The sequence below is a fragment of the Streptomyces sp. NPDC057486 genome, from assembly GCF_042802415.1.
GTDB classification, from domain to species: Bacteria; Actinomycetota; Actinomycetes; order Streptomycetales; family Streptomycetaceae; genus Streptomyces; species Streptomyces yanii.
The window spans coordinates 131,567-151,351 of record NZ_JBHVEE010000005.1; the positions used below are offsets into that span (position 1 = coordinate 131,567).

The window sequence follows — 19,785 nt, forward strand, 5'->3', positions numbered from 1 at the left end:
TACCGCGACCACGCCGGTTGGGGCCACGACGGTCGTCGTTGACCCCCTGCACCCACCTGTCCTGACTCTCTGACCCCTGCTCCCCGACCCGGGAGCGGGGCCCCGCCCCATCCGTCCGCGGCGCACCTCGGCCCACCCGGCCGCGGTGCGCCGCCTGAGTCATGGGCAGCGGTTCACGGGCCCCTGCGACGGAAGCCGCCCGCGGCGCGAGCCCGTCGCCGGCCCGGCGGTCAGAGCGAGCGGGCGCACGAGCGCCGCGATGCAGCACGGGCGAGCGGAGGGTGCACTCGTCAGTCCTGGCGCGCGATCTCCTGTTCGGCCCAGAGAGCCTTGCCGGTCCGGCCGTATCGGGTGCCCCAGTGGGTGGCGAGCTGGGAGACGATGAAGAGCCCGCGTCCGCCTTCGTCGACGGTGCGGGCTTGGCGCAGGTGCGGGGCCACTGAACTGCTGTCGTGGACCTCGCAGGTCAGCGAGCGGTCCCGGATGAGCCGCAGGTGCAGCGGCGGGGTGCCGTAGCGGACGGCATTGGTGACCAGCTCGCTGACGATCAGTTCGGTGGCGTAGACCGTCTCTTCGTCGAGGTCCCAGCCCTCGAGCCGGTCGCGCACGAGCGTACGGGCGATGGCGGGGGTCGTTCGGGCGTGGGCCAGCTCCCACGTGGCGACGTGGTCGGGCGGAACCGTGCCGGTCCGGACGAGGAGCAGGGCGGCGCCGTCGGGGTGGCTGCCGGCCGGCAGGCTGTAGACGACGTCGTCGCACAGCTCCTGCAGGCCGCGTCCGGGGTGCACGAGCGCCTCCCGGACCCTCGCGGCGCTCTCGGCGTCGGGCAGCAGAGCACGGGTGCCGAGCGCCAGGACGCTGCCCTCTTCCAGTTGAAGGGTGGCAGTGGCGAACGGGGCGCTGTCGGCAGAGAAGAGGGCGGGCCCCTCGGGCACGTCGAAGGGCGGCGTGCTCCCGTCGGGGCCGATGACGATCGGCTCGGGATGCCCCGCCAACGCGATCGTGCAGCGGCGCGTGAACGGGTCGTAGACCGCGTACAGACACGTCGCCGTCAGGGATTCGTGGTGCAGGGAGTCGCCTGGGGGCAGTGCGGCACGCTCCTGGGCCAGGCGGCCGGCCGTGTCGTTCAGCCGGGCCAGGACTTCGTCGGGTTCCAGGTCGAGACCGGCCAGCGCATGGATGACCGTACGCAACTGTCCCATGGTGACGGCTGTCTGGAGACCGTGCCCCGCGACATTGCCGACAACCATTGCGGTGCGGGCGCCGGACAGGCCGATGGTGTCGAACCAGCAGCCGCTGTTGCGCCCGGGAAGGAGGACATGGGCGGTGTCGACGGCGACATGGCTGCCCTCGTGCTGCGGCAGCAGCCGCCGCTGCACCGTCGACGCGATCACGTGGTCGCGCTCGAACCGGCGCGCGTTGTCGATGCTCAGTGCGACATGGGCGACCGCGGTCAGCGCGAGAGTGACGTCGTACTCGTCGTACGGCTCCGACCCTCCGCGGCGGTACAGGCTCACCAGGCCGAGGACGGCGCCACGCAGCTTCAGCGGGGCGACGATCAGCGAATGGGCCCCGATCGCCCGGATCAGCCGGGCGCTCTCGGGATCCGCGACCAGCCACGGGGTGTCCGCGTCGAGCCGGATCCGACGGGGCCGCAGGTCGGACACCGCCAGGGCGAACGGGGTACGGACGGGCAGCCTGCGTGTGTCACCGACGAGACCGTCCTGGGGACCGGTGCCGTCGGCACCTCGCAGCGCTGCCCGCCGCAACGGCACTTCGAGCCCCAACGGGCCCACCCGAGGATCCGCACCGCGCAGCACGTCGTCCACCACCTCGACCACGGCGAAGTCGGCGAACCCCGGTACGACCGCGTCGACGAGCGCCTCGCAGGTGGTCGCCACATCGAGGGACCGGCCCACCTCCTTGAGCACACCGGCCAGGGTCGCGGACCGGGCGCGGGCCCTCTCACGCTCGGTGACATCGACGACCGAGGCGAGCAGGCCGAGGGGCTGCCCCTGTACGTCGTCGAGGCGGTAGACCGAGACCATGAGACTGCGATCCGGACCGGGCGTGTCCCGGAGGCGGCCCCGGACGAGGCGGTCGCGCACGGGCGCGCCGGTGTCCAGCACTCGTTGCAGCACCGCCCTGGCCTCGTCGGGCCGTTCGAGGTGGTACGCGTCGGAGAAGGGACGCCCGACAAGCCGCTGGGCGTGGGCAGGGTCGGACAGGGAGTTGATCCGCACCAGCCGAAGCTGTGGATCGAGCACATGGAGGCCCACGGACGACTGGGTGAACAGTCTTTCGAGGAGCGCGGTCCCCATGGCGTCGGGCGGCGTCGACGCGGGGACGGTGGGACCTGCGTCCGACACGGTTGCACCCCGATCGCGCTCTGCTGGTCTCTGTGCATCGACACGTATGGGATCAGCGTCCGCGCTGCCCGCGCGCCCGGCCACCGATATGTGGCAGACGGGGGAATGCGGAACAGGGGCGTCGGCACACACCCCGGCGGAGGGGGCGGCAACCTTCCTGCTTCCGGCGGGAACTGACGTGACGACATCCGAGCGCCCGGTCGGGGCGGGGCGACAGACCGAGTACCGGCGGCCCCAGCGGTGACCGGCCCTCATGTCCTTCGGGTGTGCGAGACGGCCCCCGGCTGGGGGGCGGGGCCAGGATCAGGCCCGCACCGGCAGTCGTTCAGCGGCCCACCGAACTCAGAGCCCGGTGACTTTGGCGCTCGCCGACAGCCGGTAGACCAGGGTGACCGTGCGGCGGCCGCCGGGCGGGAGGGTGACGTCCCAGCGGGCGATGCCCTCGGCGTCGACCACGTCGGGCGCCGGGGAGCATGAATCCTTGTGCAGACGTACCTCCACCGCCGAGACCTCGGAGACCGGGATCCGCTCCCGAAGGACGACCACCCGCTCGTCGTGCTCCCCGGGGGCGGAGAACCGGGACAGGTGCAGCCGGACGGTGCGGGTGACCACGGTCCGCTGGGTGATACCGGCGGAGTCGCGGGACTCCTCGGCGTGCCGGACGACGCTGTAGTCGTCGCAGCTGCCGAAGGCCAGCTCGACGGGGGCGCCGGGGGCAGTGAAGTCCAGCGTGCCGCGGCCGCTGAATCCGCTGCCGCGGACCAGGTCCACGGGCCCGGCGAGCAGCGCGTGGCCGGACAGGTTGTCGAACCGCACCACCTGGGTGACCAGGGTGGACAACTCCGGTGAGCAGACGTACTCACTGGGCGCGGCCGTGGTGAATGCGGACAGCGGCACTCGGTGGGCGCGGCCGTCACCGGGCACCGAGACCGGCGCGGGGGATCTCAGCACCAGCGCCTCGCCGCCGTCGTCCACCCCCGGCAGGCCGAGCACCGGGGCCGGGCCGAGGGCCCCGGTCTCCTCCTCGCGCAGCTCGACATCGACCGTGCGGCGCTCCGCTGCGGAGCGGTCCTTGAGTGTCAGCCGGTCCTCGCCCAGCCATGGCGGATCGGTGGCCAGCGCCGAGCGGGCCGTCGACAATGTCAGCCGTACGTCCGACCAGTCCTCACCGGTGCGCTGCCAGACCATCGCGTCGGTCTCCAGTGTCAGGGAGGCTCCGTCGAGCACGGCCCGGTAGGCGGGCCGCCACAGCGCACACGGGGTGAGGTGGCTCAGGCGCAGTTCGACCGGCCCGGCGACCGTGGTCTCCACGGTCAACTCGATGTGACCGACCAGCTCGGCAGGCTCCTCCTCGGAGAGATCCATGGCCCGCTGGGCTTCACCGAGTTCGACAGCGAGGGCGGCCAGCCGGGCCTCCACGGAGCGGAGTTGCTCGCCGTGCGTGTCGCGCTCGTCGTCCACCCGGTCCAGTTCGCGGGCCCAGCGGGGCCGTTCGGTCTCCCCGGAGCCGGCACCTTCGCCGATCTCGCGCAGCAGATCGGCGGCGAGGCGGCCGAGCAGGTCGAGGCGGGCATGCAGCCGGTCGCGTCGCCGCCCCAGGTCCAGCCGCTCCTCTTCGAGGGTGTGTACGCGGTGGCGCAGGGCGGAGTCGTCGTCGGTGAACGGCAGCGGTCCGCGCGGCGTCCAGCTGCGGACGATCCGCACGTCGAGCACGGTCGCGGGGTGATCGGCGGTCAGCTCGGCATGGAGCGTCCGGTCGACGGCCAGCGCACTGACCGGCCCGAGACGCAGCCGTTGGATCCCGGCCTCCAGGTCGAGCACGACGGCGCGCTCGATGTGGGCGCGATCCTCGAGGCAGGTGACAGCGGTGACGGGGAGGGCGATCGGCTTCGGGGCCGTGGACATGGCGTGTGTCAGCTCCTGCGGTTGCCGCCGACGAGGGCCTTGCCGGTCGGGATGCGGATCTCGTAGCCGCCGTCGAAGGCGGCAGTGGCGCCTGCGGGCAGGTCCAGTCGCCAGACGCGGGTGCCCGGCGCGTGTCGATCGGGCCCCACGCCTTCCTCGGGTGCCGTCCAGTCGGCCCGTTCCTCGATCCGGACGTCCGGATCGGAGGTGACCGGCACCCGCTCGCGGACTTCCACGGTGACGGGCCTCGCGAGCCCGTTGGCCAGCTCCACGTGGACGCGGTGGTCGAGCACGGTGGTGTTGTTGCGCAAGCCCGAGGTCGACTCGTGCAGACTCGTACGGTGGATGACCCGGATGCCCTCGGCCGGCCCGAGCCCCACCCGGCGGACACCGCCGGGGGCAAGCGTGGGCAGTGCGGCGGTCAGCAGGAATTCGTCGTCGACGGTGATCTCCATCGGGCCGGCCAGCAGTGCCTGGTCGGTGGCGTTGGAGAGCACCAACGTCGCGTACACGGCCTGCTCGACGGACGGAACGCAGAGGTACTCGGTACGCAGGCCGACCGGGATCTCGCCGACGGTGACGGTGTGCCAAGTGCCGTCGGACGGAATGTCGGCGCGGGCGGTGGCATCGAAGCGGTGGTCGAAGGAACCCGCCGACTCGCGGGGCCGCACGGCCTGTCCGGGCAACGGCAGTGCGGCCACCGCTTCGGCGCGGCGGCGGTACTCGGCCGCCACCGGGTCGAAGGGAGAGTCGGGAAACAGCCGGCCTCTGCGACCGCCCTGCTCGTCGGGGCCGCACAGGACAAGGCCGACATAGTCGAGTTCGGCGCCGCTCGGCTGCGGTGGACCGGCTACCGGTGCCGGAGGGGGTGGCGGCGCAGCCCGGCCAGGAGCCGCGGGTGCCATGGCGGCGGGGGAACCCGCGAAGGACCTGCCGCCGGTACGCGGCCTGTCGCCCGGTCGCGACCCGGCCGGCTGCGCAGGGGCCGGCATCCCGCCGCCGAAGACTTCCGGGGGAGCGCCGTCTGCGCTGCCGGGCACCGAGACCGCGATCGGCGGACCGCCGTAGCTCTGCGGTGCCGGCGGCGGGGGAGGCGGCGGTGGAACGGGACCGGACGCGGAGCCGCCCGCGGCACCCATGGGCGCGGAGCCGGCCCGGACGGCCGCGGGTGCGGCGGTCGTGGCGGGGCCAGGGCCTGCCGCGTCGTACCCGGAGAACAGGTCGACGAGCCCGGCCGGGGGCTCGCGCCAGCCAGAAGGCGCGGGGGCGGGCTGACTGCGTCCGATCCGGATCGAGCGGAGCCTCGGCAGGTCGGTGCGGCGCCGATGATCGGCGGTGGCCACGGCGATGCGTACGCCGGTCCAGTCCTCGCCGGTCCGCTGGGCGACCGAGGCGCGCAGCACCAGACGGCCGCTGCCGTCGCCCTGACGGTGAGTGAGACGGTAGGTCGGCACCCAGACGGTGCCCGGCACCCCGTACTCCAGCTCCACCTCCACCTCCGCCTCACCGGTGCCGTCGAGGGTCAGCACCGCGCAGACCGTGGTCTCCACGTGCGTTGACGGCGCGTCGGTGGAGGCGCGGGCGAGCCGGTCGGCGGCGACGGTGAGATCGTGCTCGACGTTGCGCAGCGCCTCCTCCAGCTCGACGAGGCGGTTGTGCAGTCCCGTCAGCCGCTCGTCGACGAAGTCGGCGAGCTCCAGCCACGCGTCGACCGGGGTGCGGCGGTGCGGATCTTCGCGCCTGCGGGCTGGTGGGACCGGGTGGAGAGCCCTGACCTCCTCGATCAGGCTCAGCTGTCGGTCCCGGCGTCCCTGCGCCGCCGCGTACTCGTCGCTCAGCCGCTCGACCTCGCGCTGCAACTCGTCGGGCGTGCCCGGCCCGAGCGGCTCGGCCTCGACTTCCACCCGGGCCTCGGTGACGCGCACCCCGGGGGCGCCCAGGACACGGGTCCGCAGCGAGCCCGGGTCCAGCGAGCGGGGCAGTCCTGTCACCCGCACCCGGCCGTCCGGCGACACGCTGCCCCGGGCCAGGCGTCGGCAGACCGCGCCCTGTGCGTACACCACGACCGAATCGAGGGTCGACCCCCACCTCTGCGTTGATTCAGCTGTCATGCGCTCTGCCCCCCCGCCGCGTTCATGCTGAGCGAAGCCTACGCCCGGGCGGTCTGCGCGTCCGCGTCGATTCAGGAGATGGCGTCAGGACCACACGCCCTGTTGGCTGAGCAGCCGTTTCACGGCCTCCCCCAGGGGGCGGGTCGGTGGCAGCACCGGGGCGTGTGTCGGGACAGCCCTTGGGCGGTCGCTTCCGCATCTTGTTCGGTAGGCCCGTGGTGTCCGGTGCCGGGCACGGCAAGGCGGAGGTCTTTACAGGGCGTAGTCGGGAGCCCCGGCAAGGCAGGCCATTCGCAGCCCTCACGCGGAGTCGACCTCGGACGCCTTTCCGGGTGCGGAGGACGCAGCGGAGGACTGCGGTGTCAGGGACTCCGTGTTCGCCGACTCCGGGGCCGGCCGGGACGCGGGCGACTCGGTGACGGGCGGTGGCGCGGAGGCCGTCGGCTCCGGGGAACGCGGGGACGGCGAATTCGGCGGCTCGGCCGACGGAGACTCGGATGCGGGCGGGTGCGAGGACGGGGACTCGGACCCCGGCGACTTCGGGGACGCCGAAGCCGACGGGCAGGGGCCGGTGGACGGGCAGGGTTGCGGTGTGCGCTCGGCGGGCGGCTCGGTCTTCTTGTCGCTGCCACCGGTGTCACCCGCCTTTCGGGCGATCCAGTTCCCGGACTTCGGGTCGAACATGATGAACTCGTGAACCACCCGGGCCGCGGGTTCCACCACCACGACGTGCGAGGAGCTGAATCCGGGCCAGGCCTCGCCCTTCAGCCGTGTGGTGCCCTTCACCGCGACCGGCGGGAGCAGCGGATTCCCGCACGCGCAGCGCACTCGCGGTACACCGTGGTCGTCGACGAGAACGGCCGTGCCCGCCTGGAGCACCGCCTGGTAGCTGGTGGGGGCGCCGTTCCGGTACCCGTGGTTGGTGACCCGGGTGTCCATCCGCAACTGGACGGGGGTCAGTGCCCGCAGGTAGTCGGGGACGCCCGACGGATCGATGCCCAGGACGGAGGCGAAGGCCTTGTTCTTGTCCGGATCGGCTGTCAGCGCGGTGATCTGTTTCTCGACGTCGCAGCTGGAGACCTTGCGGGTGCCGCCGTACAGACCGGGGGTCGCCCCGTCCACGCCCTGAGTGACGTTCGCCCGGGTCTCCGACGGATTGGGCACCGGGGTCGGCGTCGCCGGGGCGCTGGTGCGCGCAGTCGAGGCGGTGAACGGATCCTGCCCGGCCGACCCCGCCGGCTGCAGGAACACCTCACCGGCCGCCGCCGAACCGCCGTGGGGGCGGGTGAGCACGACGGTCAGGATCACCGCGGCCACGAGGACGGCGCCGATCGACGCCATCGTCGGTACGGAACGCCACCAGGGACGACCAGGGCCACCGGGTCCACCCGGGACGGGCGGCCCACCGGTGGAGCCGCCACGGCCACCGCCACCGCCCGACGGGACATCGGGCGGTGGCGGCAACGGACCCGGCTTCGAGGGGCCCGAGAGGGGTCCGGAAGGGGGGCCTGTCGGGCGGCCGGACGACGGCGGTTGGGCACTCACGGGCTCTTCTTCCCGACGGAGGGATCAGTCCCAGTTTCTTCCGTTACCCGCCCATTGTGTGCCGGGTACTCGCGCGGCCCGCAAGCTGACGCCGTCGGGCCCTCCCAGGGGGCGGATACCCGCGCTCCTGCCTAGCGTGGCAGCGTGAGCCACCAGGGAGCGATCGACCGAAGCGGAGCGCCGCGCGCCGCGCACGGCTGGATTGAGGCTCTCCTGGCGGTGCTCGCCGGACTCGTGGTCATGGCCGTCACCGCGGCCCTCGGCCTCTGGGCGGCAGGTGCGACCGGTCTCCCCGCGGGCGCTTTCGTGAGTGTCGTCGCGGCCGTCGTGGTGATGGCGGCGGGCGGCTCCGTCTCCCTGTCGGGAAATGTCGGGGAACTGGCCAGGACCCATGCGGAATTCTCGGTGCTTCCGCTGTCCGTGACTCTGGCCGGGGCCCTGGTCATCGCCGCCGGCTTTCTGCGGCCCCTGCGCCACCGGGCGGTCGCGGGCGCACGCGAACTGGCCGGCTGGGCCGCCCGGGTGGCGGTGCTGTGGGCGCTGGTCCTGATCGGCCTGTCGCTCCTGGCCCGTCAGAGCTTCGACGTCCCCGTCCAGGATCTGACCCGGGATGTCATCGGTGACCTGCTGGGCGCCTCGCCGAAGGTCGGATTCAGGACCGACGTCCCGCTCACCCTGCTCCTCGGCCTGCTCTGGCTGGTTGGCGTCCTCGTCCTGGCTCTCGTCGTGTCGCGCGGCGCCCCGCTCCCGGCCCGCCTGCTGCGGTTCCAGGAGTCGGTGCGCCCGGCCGCGTACGCAATGGTCGCGCTGCTGCTCGTGTACGTCGTCCTGGGCGTGATCGTCGGACTCGTCGTCGTGGTGACGCGGGGCCACCCCGCCGAGACGTTCGCCGTGATCCTCCTGGGGCTGCCGAACCTCGTCTGGCTCGCGTACACGCTCGGGCTCGGGGCGTCCTGGGAGGGCAGGGTGGACGGGCCGTTCGGGCTGCCCATGCCACACGCGCTGGACTCGGTTCTGCGTACGCCGGACCTGTCCACCCTCAGCGTCTCCACGCTCGCCGACCACGACGGTCGGGCCTGGTGGCTGGTCGTCGCCGCCGCCGTGCTGACCCTGGCCGCCGCCTTTCTCATGGCGCTCCGCTCGCCCAGCTGGATGCGGCCGTGGCAGCACGCCGTACACATGGCGGTGGCGCTCCTCCTCACCGTGCTGACCATCTGTCTCGTCGCCGGGGCCTCGGTGCACTACGGCCTGTCGCTGCTGGGCATCGGGGACCTCGGCGGCGGTCTCGGCGGCGAGGTGACGCTGCGCCCGCGACTGGGATCCGCGCTCGTCGTCGCCGTCGCGTGGGGGCTGGTCACCGGCTTCCTCGGCAGCCTGCTCGCCTCAGGGATCCACCGGCGGGGAGAAGTCCCGGCGGACGGCTGAGGCGGTTGCGGACTTCGCCTCCCGCACCAGCCCGGGGAACACGGGCAGTGCCCACCGTGGCGGCGCGGGCGGCGGTTCGGCCCCCGCCCCCGTGGTCCAGGCACCGATCCGCATATCCACCTGCGTCGGCGGATGGTTCTCCTGCACTGCGCCCCGGGCCGCACCGCGCAGTGCCGCCACGAAGTGCAGACACGAGTCGTACCGGTCGTCGGGGTTCTTGGCCAGGGCCTTCGCCAGTACGTCGTCGACGGTGGCCGGGAGATCGGGGCGCCGACCGCTCAGCGGTGGCGGCGGGTCGAACTGATGGGCCCACAGCAGAGCCATGTCGTCGTCGCGCTGGAAGGGCGGCGCACCGGCCATCGTCTCGTACACGACACAGGCCAGGCTGTAGACATCGCATCGGCCGTCCACCGGGCGGCCGGAGATCTGTTCAGGCGCCACGTAGTCGAGCGTGCCGACGAACTGGCCCACCGAGGTGAACCCGGTCAGCGACAGGGACTTCTTCGTCAGCCCGAAGTCCGTGAGGTACACATGCTCCGGGTGGTCGCTGTCCGTGCCCGCCGCGATCAGTATGTTGCCGGGTTTGACGTCCCGGTGCACCAGATCGTGGTCGTGGGCTGCATCGAGCGCGGAGGCCACCTGTGCGGCGATCCGGACCGCCACCGCCATCGGGAGAGGCCCCTGACGGTCGATGAGGGCACGCAGGTCCTGCCCGGCGACGTAACGCATCGCGATGTAGAGGATGCCCTCGGTCTCCCCGGCCTCGAAGACCGGCACGATATGCGGGTGATCGATCGCGGCGGCCACCCGTGACTCATGGGTGAACCGCTTGCGGAAGGTGTCGTTGCGGGCGAGTTCGGGGGCAAGCAGCTTGAGGGCGACGGTGCGGTCCAGTCGCAGATCCCTGGCCCGGTACACGACGGCCATGCCGCCGCGGCCGATCTCGCTCTCCACCTGGTAACCGGCGATCCGCCTGCCGAGCAGATCGGACGCGCGGCCCACGGGCAGTGCCGTGTCCTGCCGGGGGTCGGGGGAGTGCGGGGCGCCCGTCGCGGGATCGGGGGAGATCATGCGTCACCCGTCCGGGTGGGTGGATGCGCGGTGTCCGCCCCGGACCGGTCGCCGGGCCGCAGGAGCTGGGTCGGCTCGGCATCGGCGGGATCCGCCGGGCGGTACGGGGCCACCTGCGCGGGGTCGACGATCTGCGTCGGCTCGGGCTCCCGTGCGTGTGCCTCGCCCGCTCCGCGGTCCGTGGGGGCACTGGCCGGCCGACCGGGACCGCCCGAGGCCGCGTACGTGCTCAGCTGTGTGCCGTCGCAGTACACCCAGCGCTCGTGCTCGGCGTCGTACAGCCACATCGCCTCACCGTCGACGACCATGCCCACCCGCAGCCCCTGGGTCCGGCGGCGGAAGGTCTCCCCGTCGATCCGACCCTCGGCCAGCTCCTCCGCGGCGCCCCGGTACCGGGTCAGCGACTCCTGGACCCGCGCCATCAGCGGCCGGGGGTCCGCGGTGCGCGCGAGCGGCTGTCCGGACTCCGGCGGGCCGTGGGGGACGGAGACGAGCAGCCGGCCGTCGACCCATGCCGACCAGCCGTTGGCGCAGAGGATCTGCCCCCAGTCGCCCCGCCGACCGAGCAGCTGGACGGGAAGCAGCGGGTCGAGCGGCTCGGTGGGCCGGGTCACGTCGGGTGCCTCCCAGGCGGACATCCCGTCCGGGGGTACCACGTGTGTGGGGCGGAACCCGGGTGTCGCCATGGCTCCCGCCTCCGCTACTTCCGCATGATGACGGGCTCGTGCCGACGAAGCAGCCGCGCCACCACCAGTCCGAAGACGACCGACAGCACCACCAGCATCCCCATGTTCAGCAGCCACGCCGCCGCGGAGTGATCGAACAGCGGATCCGCGCTCACCCTTCCCGGCACGATCCTGGCGAGCCCGATGGTCCCGCCCATCGCCGCGATCGCCCACCGGGACGGCACCAGCCACGCCAGCTGCTCCAACCCGGGCACCCCGTGCAGTTTCAGCAGCGCACCGCAGAACACGACCTGGACGATGGCGAGGAGCACCAGCAGCGGCATGGTGACCTCCTCCTTGCGCACCAGCGCGGAGACGACCAGACCGAGCATCATCGCAGTGAACGACAACAGGGCCATGGCCAGTGTGACTTCGGCCAGCGGTGGCAGGAGAACACCTTTGCCGCCCGGGGCGTTCAGATCGACGCCCACCAGACCGACCAGGGTCAGAACCACCGCCTGCAGGACCGTAACGGTGCCCAGGACCACCACTTTGGACATCAGATACGCCGATCTGGACAGCCCGACGGCCCGCTCCCGCTGGTAGATCGCCCGTTCCTTGATCAGTTCCCGTACGGCATTGGCGGCGCCGGTCAGCACGCCGCCCACACAGAGGATGAGCAGCGCGTTGATCGCCGTGTCCTGGGTCAGCCGGCTGCCGGCCAGGGCCCGGGTCATCGCGCCCATCACGAACGGCAGAGCGATCATGATGGCCAGGAAGGTCCGGTCGGCGCTCAGCGCGGCGGCGTACCGGCGCACGAGCGTCCACAGCTGAGCGGCCCAGCTCCGGGTCTTCGGCGGTGGTGCGACCGGGGGGACCGCAGCGTGCGGCAGCCGGGGCTGCGCGGTGGAGTTCGCGATGTACTGCTGGTGGAACGGCGAGGCGCGGTACTCCGCCGACCACTCCCGGCCCCGGTCGTGCTCGAACGCCTCGAACGCCTCCGGCCACTGCTCGAACCCGAGGAAGGCGAGTGCGTCCTCCGGGGGCCCGAAGTAGGCGGTCTTCCCGCCGGGGGCGAGAACGAGCAGCCGGTCGCAGACGTCGAGGCTGAGCACACTGTGCGTGACGACGATGACCGTACGCCCGTCGTCGGCGAGCCCCCGGAGCATATGCATGACCGAGCGGTCCATACCGGGGTCGAGCCCCGAGGTCGGCTCGTCGAGGAAGAGCAGCGACGGCTTCGTCAGCAGCTCCAGTGCGACGCTGACGCGCTTGCGCTGGCCGCCGGAGAGGCTGTGGATCGACTGTTCCGACCGCTTTTCCAGACCCAGCTCCCGGATCACTTCGGTGACCCGGGCCCGGCGTTCGGACGGGGCCGCGTCGTGCGGGAAGCGGAGCTCGGCGGCGTACCCGAGGGCGCGGCGCACGGTCAGCTGCGAGTGCAGGATGTCGTCCTGCGGGACGAGCCCGATGCGATGGCGCAGCTCGGCATAGTCGTGGTAGAGGTCGCGGCCGTCGTAGAGGACGCTGCCCTCGTCGGCCGGGCGGAGGCCGGTCAGTGCGTTGAGCAGGGTGGACTTGCCCGAGCCGCTCGGACCCACCACGCCGAGCAGGCACTTCTCGCCCACCGGGAAGGAGACCTGTTCGAGCAACGTCTTGCGGCCCCGGTCCACGGTGACCGCCAGGTCCTGTACATCGAGCGAGACCTCACCGGTGTCGACGAACTCCTGCAGCACGTCGCCGACGAAGGAGAACTCGGAGTGACCGATACCGACGATGTCACCGGCGGCGACCGGGGCGCGGCGGACCAGTTGGCCGTTGAGATACGTCCCGTTGTGCGAGCCGAGGTCGACGATCTCGTATGTGCCGTCCGGATGCGCCCGCAGTTCGGCGTGCCGGTGCGAGACGGTCAGGTCGTCGACGACGAGGTCGTTGTCGGCGCTGCGGCCGATGCGTACGGTATGGACGGGCCGCGGTCTCACAGTGGTCGGCTGCCGGAACGTAACGGTGGCGGCGGGCATGGAGACGGTGGACGGGCGGTCCGCCGGATGCAGAGCGGGGGCCGGGGGTTCCTGACCGACCAGAACGGCGCACGGCCCGTCCGCGGGATGACCGAACCGGATGACGCTGCCGGGTCCTACGCCCGACTCATGGATGCGCCTGCCGTCGGTGAACGTACCGTTCGTGCTGTTCTCGTCCTCCAGGGACCAGTGGTCGGCCACGGGCCGGAGCACCGCGTGGTGCCACGAGACCCGGACATCGTCGATGACGATGTCGCTCAGCGGGTCGCGGCCGACGTGGTAGTCCCGGCTCGGACTCATCACCGTGGGTCCTGCGTCGGTTTCGAGAATGAGCTCGGGCGCAGTCGACGCGACAGGCCTCTCTGACATGGTCGAATTCTATCTATTGGTGCGGATATCTGCTCATGGGTCCACGTCGGGACGCTCTGCCGGAACACGGCGGGCTCACGGGGCCGGCGCGCATCTCCCCAGGCCTGACCGGACCCGATCGACCGGCCGGCGTGGTGCGATGCCCGGCGGCCGCACTGCCGGCGCACGCCTTCGCTCGGAGAGCCGACGCGGACAGTCCGTCGACCCGGCAGGGAAGGAGACCCGTCGCCGACCCGGATGACGATCACTGAAGCGGATTCGCCTCCTGGCGCCCGCCTCGTCCTCACCGGAGCAGATCCCGATGCCTCGTTCCCCGCCGGATCACGTCGGCACAGAATGGCTTGATGGCACACGTACATGACGATCCATCGTGGTGACGCCATCCGTCGCGGGGGAGGAGCGGTGCTTCCTGGGCGTCGTCGTCGGTGAGGGCTCTGCCGCCGCGAGGGGGTTGCCGATGGTGCCGGGAGCTCTGCCCCCGGCGGAGACCGCGTTGCCCTCCTGATCGAGGAAGCGGTCTCCGCGGTCCGTCCACAGCCCGAGGGGGGCACGGAGCCGGGCTGCGACCGAGATCGCACGCGAGGTGTGCGGGAGTGGCCCCGCCTACCCGCCCGTGTAGAACCCGATCGTCGCTGCCGTCGTGGCCGCCACGACCCCCGCGTCCGCGCCGGAGGCGGCATACGCGGCGCCCCACTCCTGGCCCGACCGCGTCATGAACTCCTTCGCCTCGGGCGACGTCTGCCAGGCCGCGGCGTCCGCCTTGCTGATCCTGCCGCCCGCGAGATGCCTCCCGAGCCCCAGGAGCATCAGGTCCCAGCCGACCCCGACCGCCCCTGGCCCGAACTGCCCCCAGAACTCTTCCGGAACCACGGCCACATGCTCCAGCTCGAACACCGTCCGTCCGTCGCCCTCGGGTGTGAGCCGCACCTCGACCTCGCTGAACCCGGGATCCGGCCCGAACAGCCAGGTCACCCGCAACCGCTCCGGCGCGACGCACTCAAGGATCTCGCCTCCGGCGTTCCCCTCCAGCTGGTACTGCCCGCCGACCTCGAACTTCCCGCTCACCGGCAGGAACCACCGCCCGATCCGCTCGGGTGACGTCACCGCGTCCCACACATCGGCAACCTCGGCGTCGTAGCTGCGCCGCAACAGCACCGTGCGAGCCTCACCCGCCCCGACCTGCCGCCCGCCGACCTCCCGGTGCAGCCGGTTGATCTCCTCGACGATCTCACTCATCACTGCTCGCTTCCTCGCTCAGCCTGCGCTCGCGCTTTCCCCGCGCGAGCTCCGTCCCCAGCGCGTCGAGCCGCTGCTCCCAGAACCCCCGGAACCTCTCCAGCCATGCGTCCACCTCCCGCAGCGGCCCGGTCTCGACGGCGTACAACCGCCGAGTCCCTTCCGCCCGCACAGACGCGAACCCGCTCTCCCGCAGCACCCGCAGATGCTGCGACACGGCCGGCTGCGAGATCCCGAACTCCTCGCGGATCACGGCACTGACCTCACCCGATGCCTTTTCGCCCGATGTGAGTAGTTCCAATATTCGGCGTCTGACCGGGTCCCCAAGAACATCGAAGGCATGCACACGCCCAACTATGCCATCGTTCGCTTATATAAGCGAGTCCTTAATGAAGCGTCTCAGGGCACGACAGCGACCACCGCGATGCCGACGGGACGGCCTCGACGCGACGCCGGGCAGCATCCCCGGAACCTCGGTGCCGTGTGTGAACGTCGCAAACATCTAGTGCCCCACCCGGCAGGCTTTGCCCCGTCGCGCCGCCCGGCACGCCCTCCCCCAAGGCCTCAAGGGCCAGGGAGACCCCCTTCCGCGTCGGCCAAAAGGCCTGGTGGCTCCTTCCCCGAGCTCTCGACTCCGTTCGAGCGGGGAGACCCTTCCGAGGACTTCCGGCGGCCGTGGGATCGCACGCACCGGACGACGCTCCTCATGGGGCAAACGTGGCCGGTCACCGCACTGGTGGCATCCGGTGCAACTCCGGACGCGCTCAGGCTCCGCGGGCCGGCAGCGGCCGTCATGGCGGTGCCTCCTCCGGCCGCCATCCCCAGGCCGTGATCATTCCCGGCGACAGCGCGGCGCATTCGGGTGAGTCGAGATACCGGACCGCCGCGTCGACCGCCGCGTCGTCCACCAGCCCGGTGGCCAGGATCGCCTCCCTCGCCCGGTCCCATGTCCCGGCCCAGAAGCGGCTGATGGGGCTTCCGGGGACCAGGGGCGGTACCTGGATCTCGGCGGCGACGGACACAAGCCCCGTGGCGCGCAGCAGATTTGGGTAGTCGGGGACCCACGAGACGTCGGTGCCGATGGTGTCCCGCAGCCCCTGCCACATGGCCTGCATGACCCGGGTGTACGGCGTCGTGGGCGCAGTCGCGGTGGTCAGGTCGACGGCGTCGCTGAGGACGAGCACCCCGCCGGGAACGAGAAGTTCGCCCAGGGCGGCGATCAGGCGCTGCCGCGAGGGCAGATGCATCAGGACGAATCGGGCGTGCACCAGCTGGAATCGGCCGGGGGCGAACCCCGGGGCGCTGATGTCAGCCTTCAGGACACCGAGCCCGGGGAAGGTGCGAGCGGTGAGGAAGCGTATGTCGCGGTCGACGGCGAGCACGGTCGCGACGCCCGCTTCGCGCAGCAGCCGCCGGGCGATGGTGCCGGTGCCGGCTCCTACGTCGAGACAGTTCCACCCCGACCCGACCCCCAGGTTCCGCAGGCGGGCCATCGTCATGTCGTCGTACGCGAGCGCGCCGAGGTCGATGCGGTCGTCCTCCCCGGCCTGATCGGGCCGGAACACGGCCTCCCCGTAACGGTCCGCTGTGGACAACTCCGGCGGCTGTTCGCCGGACCGCGCGCGTGCGCACATGCGTCGATCACCGCCTCTTTGCCCCGCAGGGCATCGAGCGAGCGGCCTGATGCCCCTGGAGTGACGGCCACCGCCCGCCGCGGGCACTCCTCCATTGTGACTCCTCCCCGCCCTGAAGGGACGGGGCTTCTCGCTATGCCGTGTGGGCGTTGCGACGGACCAGCCCGGCCCGTAGAACATTGAGTGCTCCCACTGTGTCGGCGTGCGCCGTGTGTCCGCACGACTGGCAGAGGAAGGTCTCCTGTGTGGGCCGGTTCTCCTTGGAGACGTGCCCGCATTCGGGGCAGGTCCGGGAGGTGTTGCGGGGGTCCACGGCGATCACTTCCCGTCCGGCGCTTTCAGCCTTGGCATGCAGGATCGTCAGGAACACCCCCCATCCGGCGTCGGCAATGCTGCGGTTGAGTCCAGCCTTCGCCGCTGCCCCATTGGGCAGGAATGCGCCCGCCTGCTCGGGGTCGGGCTTCGGTGCGGGGGCCCTGCTCATGTTGCGGATCTCGAGGTCTTCGTGCGCGATGACATCGTGCGCCCGGACCAGGTCGAGCGCGGTCTTGTGCGCGTGGTCGAGCCGCCGGCGGCGAACCTTGCCGTGCAACCGGGCGACCTGGTCCACTGCGCGCTGGTGGTTCCTGGTGCGGTCCTTGGCCTTGCGGCGCGGGAACCTGGACAGGGCCTGCTGTGCGGCTTCGAGTTTCGCAGCAGCGCGGCGGCCGTGGCGCGGGTTGGAGACGAACTCGCCGCCCGAGTCGGCAAGGAAGTTGGCTATGCCCAGGTCGATACCGACCACGCTGCCGGTCGTCGGGAGCGGTTCGGGCTGCTCCTGTTCGGCGGTCAGCACGACGAACCACTTGCGGCCCTCACGCTTGACCGAGACCGTCTTGACCCTGCCGACCACCGCACGGTGCCGGTTAACCTTGACATGCCCGACCCCTTGCAGCCGCACGCGGGTGACAGGGTCGTGCGGGGTGGAGTCCCACCGGCAGCCGTCCCCGTCCTTTGGGAACTCCACCGTGTCGAACCAGCTCACCGAACGAAAGCGCGGATAGCCGGGCGTCTGACCGGACTTGATCCGGCGGAAGAACGCGGCGAACGCTTTGTCCAGCCGGCGCAGCGTCGCCTGCTGCGAGGAGAACGACCAGCGCCCCTGACGCTCAGGATCGAACGCCCTGATGTCCTTCAACTGCCCGGACTGCATCCCGTACCGGACGGTGGTCCTCGATACATGCCGGTAGGCATCCCGTCGTTCCTGTAACGCCCCGTTGTAGAGCGAGCAGTGATCCCGCAGCATCTCGCCGAGCGCGATCTGCTGGCCCGTGGTGGGCCGCATCAGGAACTTGTACGCACGAATCATCCAGCCCACCCCCTTTTGGGTCAGTCCGGCCAACATAGCTGGCGCCACTGACAACCCAGAGAACTCCGGCGCTCCGCGCCTCCGGGCCAGGGATCGCGTTCCCGCCCGGCCTGAAGGCCGGGATTCCCCGCGAAGATCAGGGATGGCCGGGGTGCTCCGTGTCTTCCCGGCGTGACTGCGGGCGGGCACGGTCCTGACTACCGGACCTCGGCGGCAAGGCCGGCGAAGAGGGCGAGGTGCGGCCGGGTCCGTCGGCCGCCGACGGGTCATGGCGGCGACCCCGGTCCTTCAGTCCGGGTTCACCGCCGGGTTCCGGAACCAGGCAATCCTGCCCGGGACGGCCCTGGGGCCCCGGCCCGGTGCCGTCCACGACGAAGGAGAAACTTCCCGCATGTACCGCCCCGTGCCCGAATGGGCCGACCCCCAGGTTCCCGCAGAGACACTCGACGCCCAGGGGTTCAGCCGCCGCGGTCTGATGCGCCGCGCGGGCCTGTTCGGTGCGGCTTTCGCCGCCGCGTCGCTTGCCTCGCCCGCCCGCGCCACGACCCCGGCCACCGAGGGGAACGGTCGCGCCCCCGACCTGGTCTATCTGGTCGGGGACCACCACAACCACTCCGTGTACAGCCATGACGCCAAGTACACGTTCTCCCAGCTCGCCTCCGCAGGGCAGAAGTTCGGTCTGGACTGGATGGTCTTCACCGAGCACAGCAACATCGGCCACGTCGAGTTCGGTGCCGCGCTGGAGCACCAGGAGATCCTCAGGGCACGCGCCGACAACAAGCGCATGCTCATCTTCCAGGGGCTGGAGTGGTACATCCCGGGCGCCGAACACTGCACCGTCTTCTCCCCGCCCGGACGGCACGAGGTCGAGCTCCTCACGAGGTTCGAGAAGGAATTCGACGGCAAGCTGCTCGGCTACACCGCCGGCGCCCCGGACCACCCCGACACCCCGCGGAACGAGGCGCACGCGGTGAAGGCCCTCAGGTGGCTGGCCGAGCAGCGCCGTACCGGATACGTCGACGACGTACTCGTCCTCGCCAACCATCCGATGCGTCTGGGAATCGACTCCCCCCACGAGATGCGCGGCTGGCGTGACGCCGCACCCGGCATCATGATCGGCATGGAGGGCGCCCCGGGCGCCCAGGCCGGCGCGATCCCGGGCTGGCACCCGGACACGAACATCCGCGGCGAGTACACCAATGCGCCGTCCGCCGATTCCTGGCCCGGCTATCCGCGCGAGGCATACGTCACGTACGGCGGCTTCGACTGGGCGACCGCGACGGTCGGCGGCCTCTGGGACGCGATGCTGGCCGAAGGCAAGCTCTTCACGATCACCTCGAACTCCGACGTCCACCGGGTCGCCCAGGACACCTGGGTCAACGGCGCCTGGCCGCCCGGCGAGAACTTCGACAACACCGGGCATGTTCCCGACCCGTACGACACCACGGAGCCACAGCCCGGAGGCGACTTCTGGCCGGGGCAGTTCAGCCGTACGCATGTCGGCGTCACCCGGTACGGCTACCGCCATGTGATGGAGGGGCTGCGGGCCGGCCGGGTCTGGGTCGACCACGGGCACCTTCTCGACGGCATCGACGTCAAGGTGCGCGGCGAGCACGGCAACAGTGCGACGCTCGGCGGCCGGTTGCGCGCCCGGCGCGGCGAGCGGCTCACGCTGACCGTCACGGTGACGGCAGCGTCGCGCCGCAACCCGTACGGGGTGCTCCCGCAGCTGGAGCACGTCGACGTGATCCGCGGCGCGGTCAGGGGCCCGGTCGCCGACCGCGACGACTGGCACGCTCCGGACACCCGGGTCGCCCACACCGCCGACGTCTCAGGACGCCGCGGCACGTACACCCTGAACCTCCCGGCCGGACGCGCGGACGAGCCGTTCTACCTGCGGCTGCGCGGCAGCGACGGCAAGCGCCACGGGACGGGGTTCCTCGGCGCGTCTGTCGACCCGCACGGTCCGCTGCCGCACGAGCCGGGGCAGGGAAACCCGTGGCTTGACACGTGGTTCTACACCAACCCGGTGTTCGTGGACGTCGTCCGCTGACCACGAAGCCGCCTCCCGCGCGACGTCCGGGCG

Annotated in this window: 13 protein-coding genes; 2 read left to right on the forward strand and 11 right to left on the reverse strand. The window is 71.7% G+C overall.

The window, feature by feature from the left end; all coding sequences use genetic code 11:
• Positions 1–290 precede the first annotated feature (290 nt).
• The 4 genes from ACFU6I_RS04855 to ACFU6I_RS04870 form a co-directional block, all read right to left on the reverse strand.
• On the reverse strand, positions 291–2,369 hold the full coding sequence (locus ACFU6I_RS04855) for a SpoIIE family protein phosphatase (RefSeq protein WP_384361586.1): 2,079 nt from the start codon (positions 2,367–2,369) through the stop codon (positions 291–293).
• A gap of 342 nt (positions 2,370–2,711) precedes the next feature.
• On the reverse strand, positions 2,712–4,274 hold the full coding sequence (locus ACFU6I_RS04860; RefSeq protein WP_384361589.1) for a DUF4139 domain-containing protein: 1,563 nt from the start codon (positions 4,272–4,274) through the stop codon (positions 2,712–2,714).
• Positions 4,275–4,282: 8 nt separating this feature from the next.
• Positions 4,283–6,385: a DUF4139 domain-containing protein gene (locus tag ACFU6I_RS04865; protein ID WP_384361591.1), complete on the reverse strand. Its 2,103-nt coding sequence runs from the start codon at positions 6,383–6,385 to the stop codon at positions 4,283–4,285.
• 300 nt (positions 6,386–6,685) lie between these two features.
• Positions 6,686–7,930, reverse strand: coding sequence for a DUF6777 domain-containing protein (locus ACFU6I_RS04870; RefSeq protein ID WP_384361594.1), 1,245 nt, complete (start codon positions 7,928–7,930; stop codon positions 6,686–6,688).
• 144 nt (positions 7,931–8,074) lie between these two features.
• Between ACFU6I_RS04870 and ACFU6I_RS04875 the strand changes: the two genes are divergently transcribed.
• Positions 8,075–9,355, forward strand: coding sequence for a streptophobe family protein (locus tag ACFU6I_RS04875; RefSeq protein WP_384361596.1), 1,281 nt, complete (start codon positions 8,075–8,077; stop codon positions 9,353–9,355).
• Here the strand turns inward: ACFU6I_RS04875 and ACFU6I_RS04880 are convergent.
• From ACFU6I_RS04880 to ACFU6I_RS04910, 7 genes are all read right to left on the reverse strand, one after another.
• Positions 9,314–10,426, reverse strand: coding sequence for a serine/threonine-protein kinase (locus ACFU6I_RS04880; RefSeq protein ID WP_384361599.1), 1,113 nt, complete (start codon positions 10,424–10,426; stop codon positions 9,314–9,316). The two genes, ACFU6I_RS04875 and ACFU6I_RS04880, sit on opposite strands and share 42 nt — an antisense overlap.
• Complete coding sequence (locus ACFU6I_RS04885) at positions 10,423–11,112, reverse strand: hypothetical protein (protein ID WP_384361601.1); 690 nt, start codon at positions 11,110–11,112, stop codon at positions 10,423–10,425. The genes ACFU6I_RS04880 and ACFU6I_RS04885 overlap by 4 nt, the downstream gene beginning before the upstream one ends.
• Positions 11,113–11,126: 14 nt before the next feature.
• Entirely contained in the window at positions 11,127–13,481 is a 2,355-nt protein-coding gene (locus tag ACFU6I_RS04890; protein ID WP_384361604.1) for an FHA domain-containing protein, read from the reverse strand.
• 603 nt (positions 13,482–14,084) lie between these two features.
• A complete protein-coding gene (locus tag ACFU6I_RS04895) occupies positions 14,085–14,717 on the reverse strand; it encodes an SRPBCC family protein (RefSeq protein ID WP_384361607.1) in 633 nt (210 codons plus the stop codon).
• Complete coding sequence (locus ACFU6I_RS04900) at positions 14,710–15,063, reverse strand: ArsR/SmtB family transcription factor (RefSeq protein WP_384361609.1); 354 nt, start codon at positions 15,061–15,063, stop codon at positions 14,710–14,712. Before ACFU6I_RS04900 ends, ACFU6I_RS04895 begins: the two co-directional genes overlap by 8 nt.
• Positions 15,064–15,508: 445 nt before the next feature.
• A complete protein-coding gene (locus ACFU6I_RS04905) occupies positions 15,509–16,351 on the reverse strand; it encodes a class I SAM-dependent methyltransferase (RefSeq protein ID WP_384361611.1) in 843 nt (280 codons plus the stop codon).
• A 133-nt stretch (positions 16,352–16,484) separates the two neighbouring features.
• The gene (locus tag ACFU6I_RS04910; RefSeq protein ID WP_384361614.1) at positions 16,485–17,699 is read right to left on the reverse strand and encodes an RNA-guided endonuclease InsQ/TnpB family protein; all 1,215 of its coding nucleotides are present in this window, start codon (positions 17,697–17,699) and stop codon (positions 16,485–16,487) included.
• Between the two features lie 391 nt (positions 17,700–18,090).
• On the opposite strand from ACFU6I_RS04910, the gene ACFU6I_RS04915 reads away from it, so the two are divergent.
• Positions 18,091–19,752: a PHP domain-containing protein gene (locus ACFU6I_RS04915; protein ID WP_384361617.1), complete on the forward strand. Its 1,662-nt coding sequence runs from the start codon at positions 18,091–18,093 to the stop codon at positions 19,750–19,752.
• Positions 19,753–19,785 lie beyond the last annotated feature (33 nt).

Coding starts and splice junctions, on each gene's coding strand:
- ACFU6I_RS04860 (WP_384361589.1), bottom strand. CDS start 4,274: ATGTCCACGGCCCCGAAGCCGATCGCCCTCCCCGTCACCGCTGTCACC.
- ACFU6I_RS04865 (WP_384361591.1), bottom strand. CDS start 6,385: ATGACAGCTGAATCAACGCAGAGGTGGGGGTCGACCCTCGATTCGGTC.
- ACFU6I_RS04880 (WP_384361599.1), bottom strand. CDS start 10,426: ATGATCTCCCCCGATCCCGCGACGGGCGCCCCGCACTCCCCCGACCCC.
- ACFU6I_RS04885 (WP_384361601.1), bottom strand. CDS start 11,112: ATGGCGACACCCGGGTTCCGCCCCACACACGTGGTACCCCCGGACGGG.
- ACFU6I_RS04890 (WP_384361604.1), bottom strand. CDS start 13,481: ATGTCAGAGAGGCCTGTCGCGTCGACTGCGCCCGAGCTCATTCTCGAA.
- ACFU6I_RS04895 (WP_384361607.1), bottom strand. CDS start 14,717: ATGAGTGAGATCGTCGAGGAGATCAACCGGCTGCACCGGGAGGTCGGC.
- ACFU6I_RS04905 (WP_384361611.1), bottom strand. CDS start 16,351: ATGTGCGCACGCGCGCGGTCCGGCGAACAGCCGCCGGAGTTGTCCACA.
- ACFU6I_RS04910 (WP_384361614.1), bottom strand. CDS start 17,699: ATGATTCGTGCGTACAAGTTCCTGATGCGGCCCACCACGGGCCAGCAG.
- ACFU6I_RS04915 (WP_384361617.1), top strand. CDS start 18,091: ATGTACCGCCCCGTGCCCGAATGGGCCGACCCCCAGGTTCCCGCAGAG.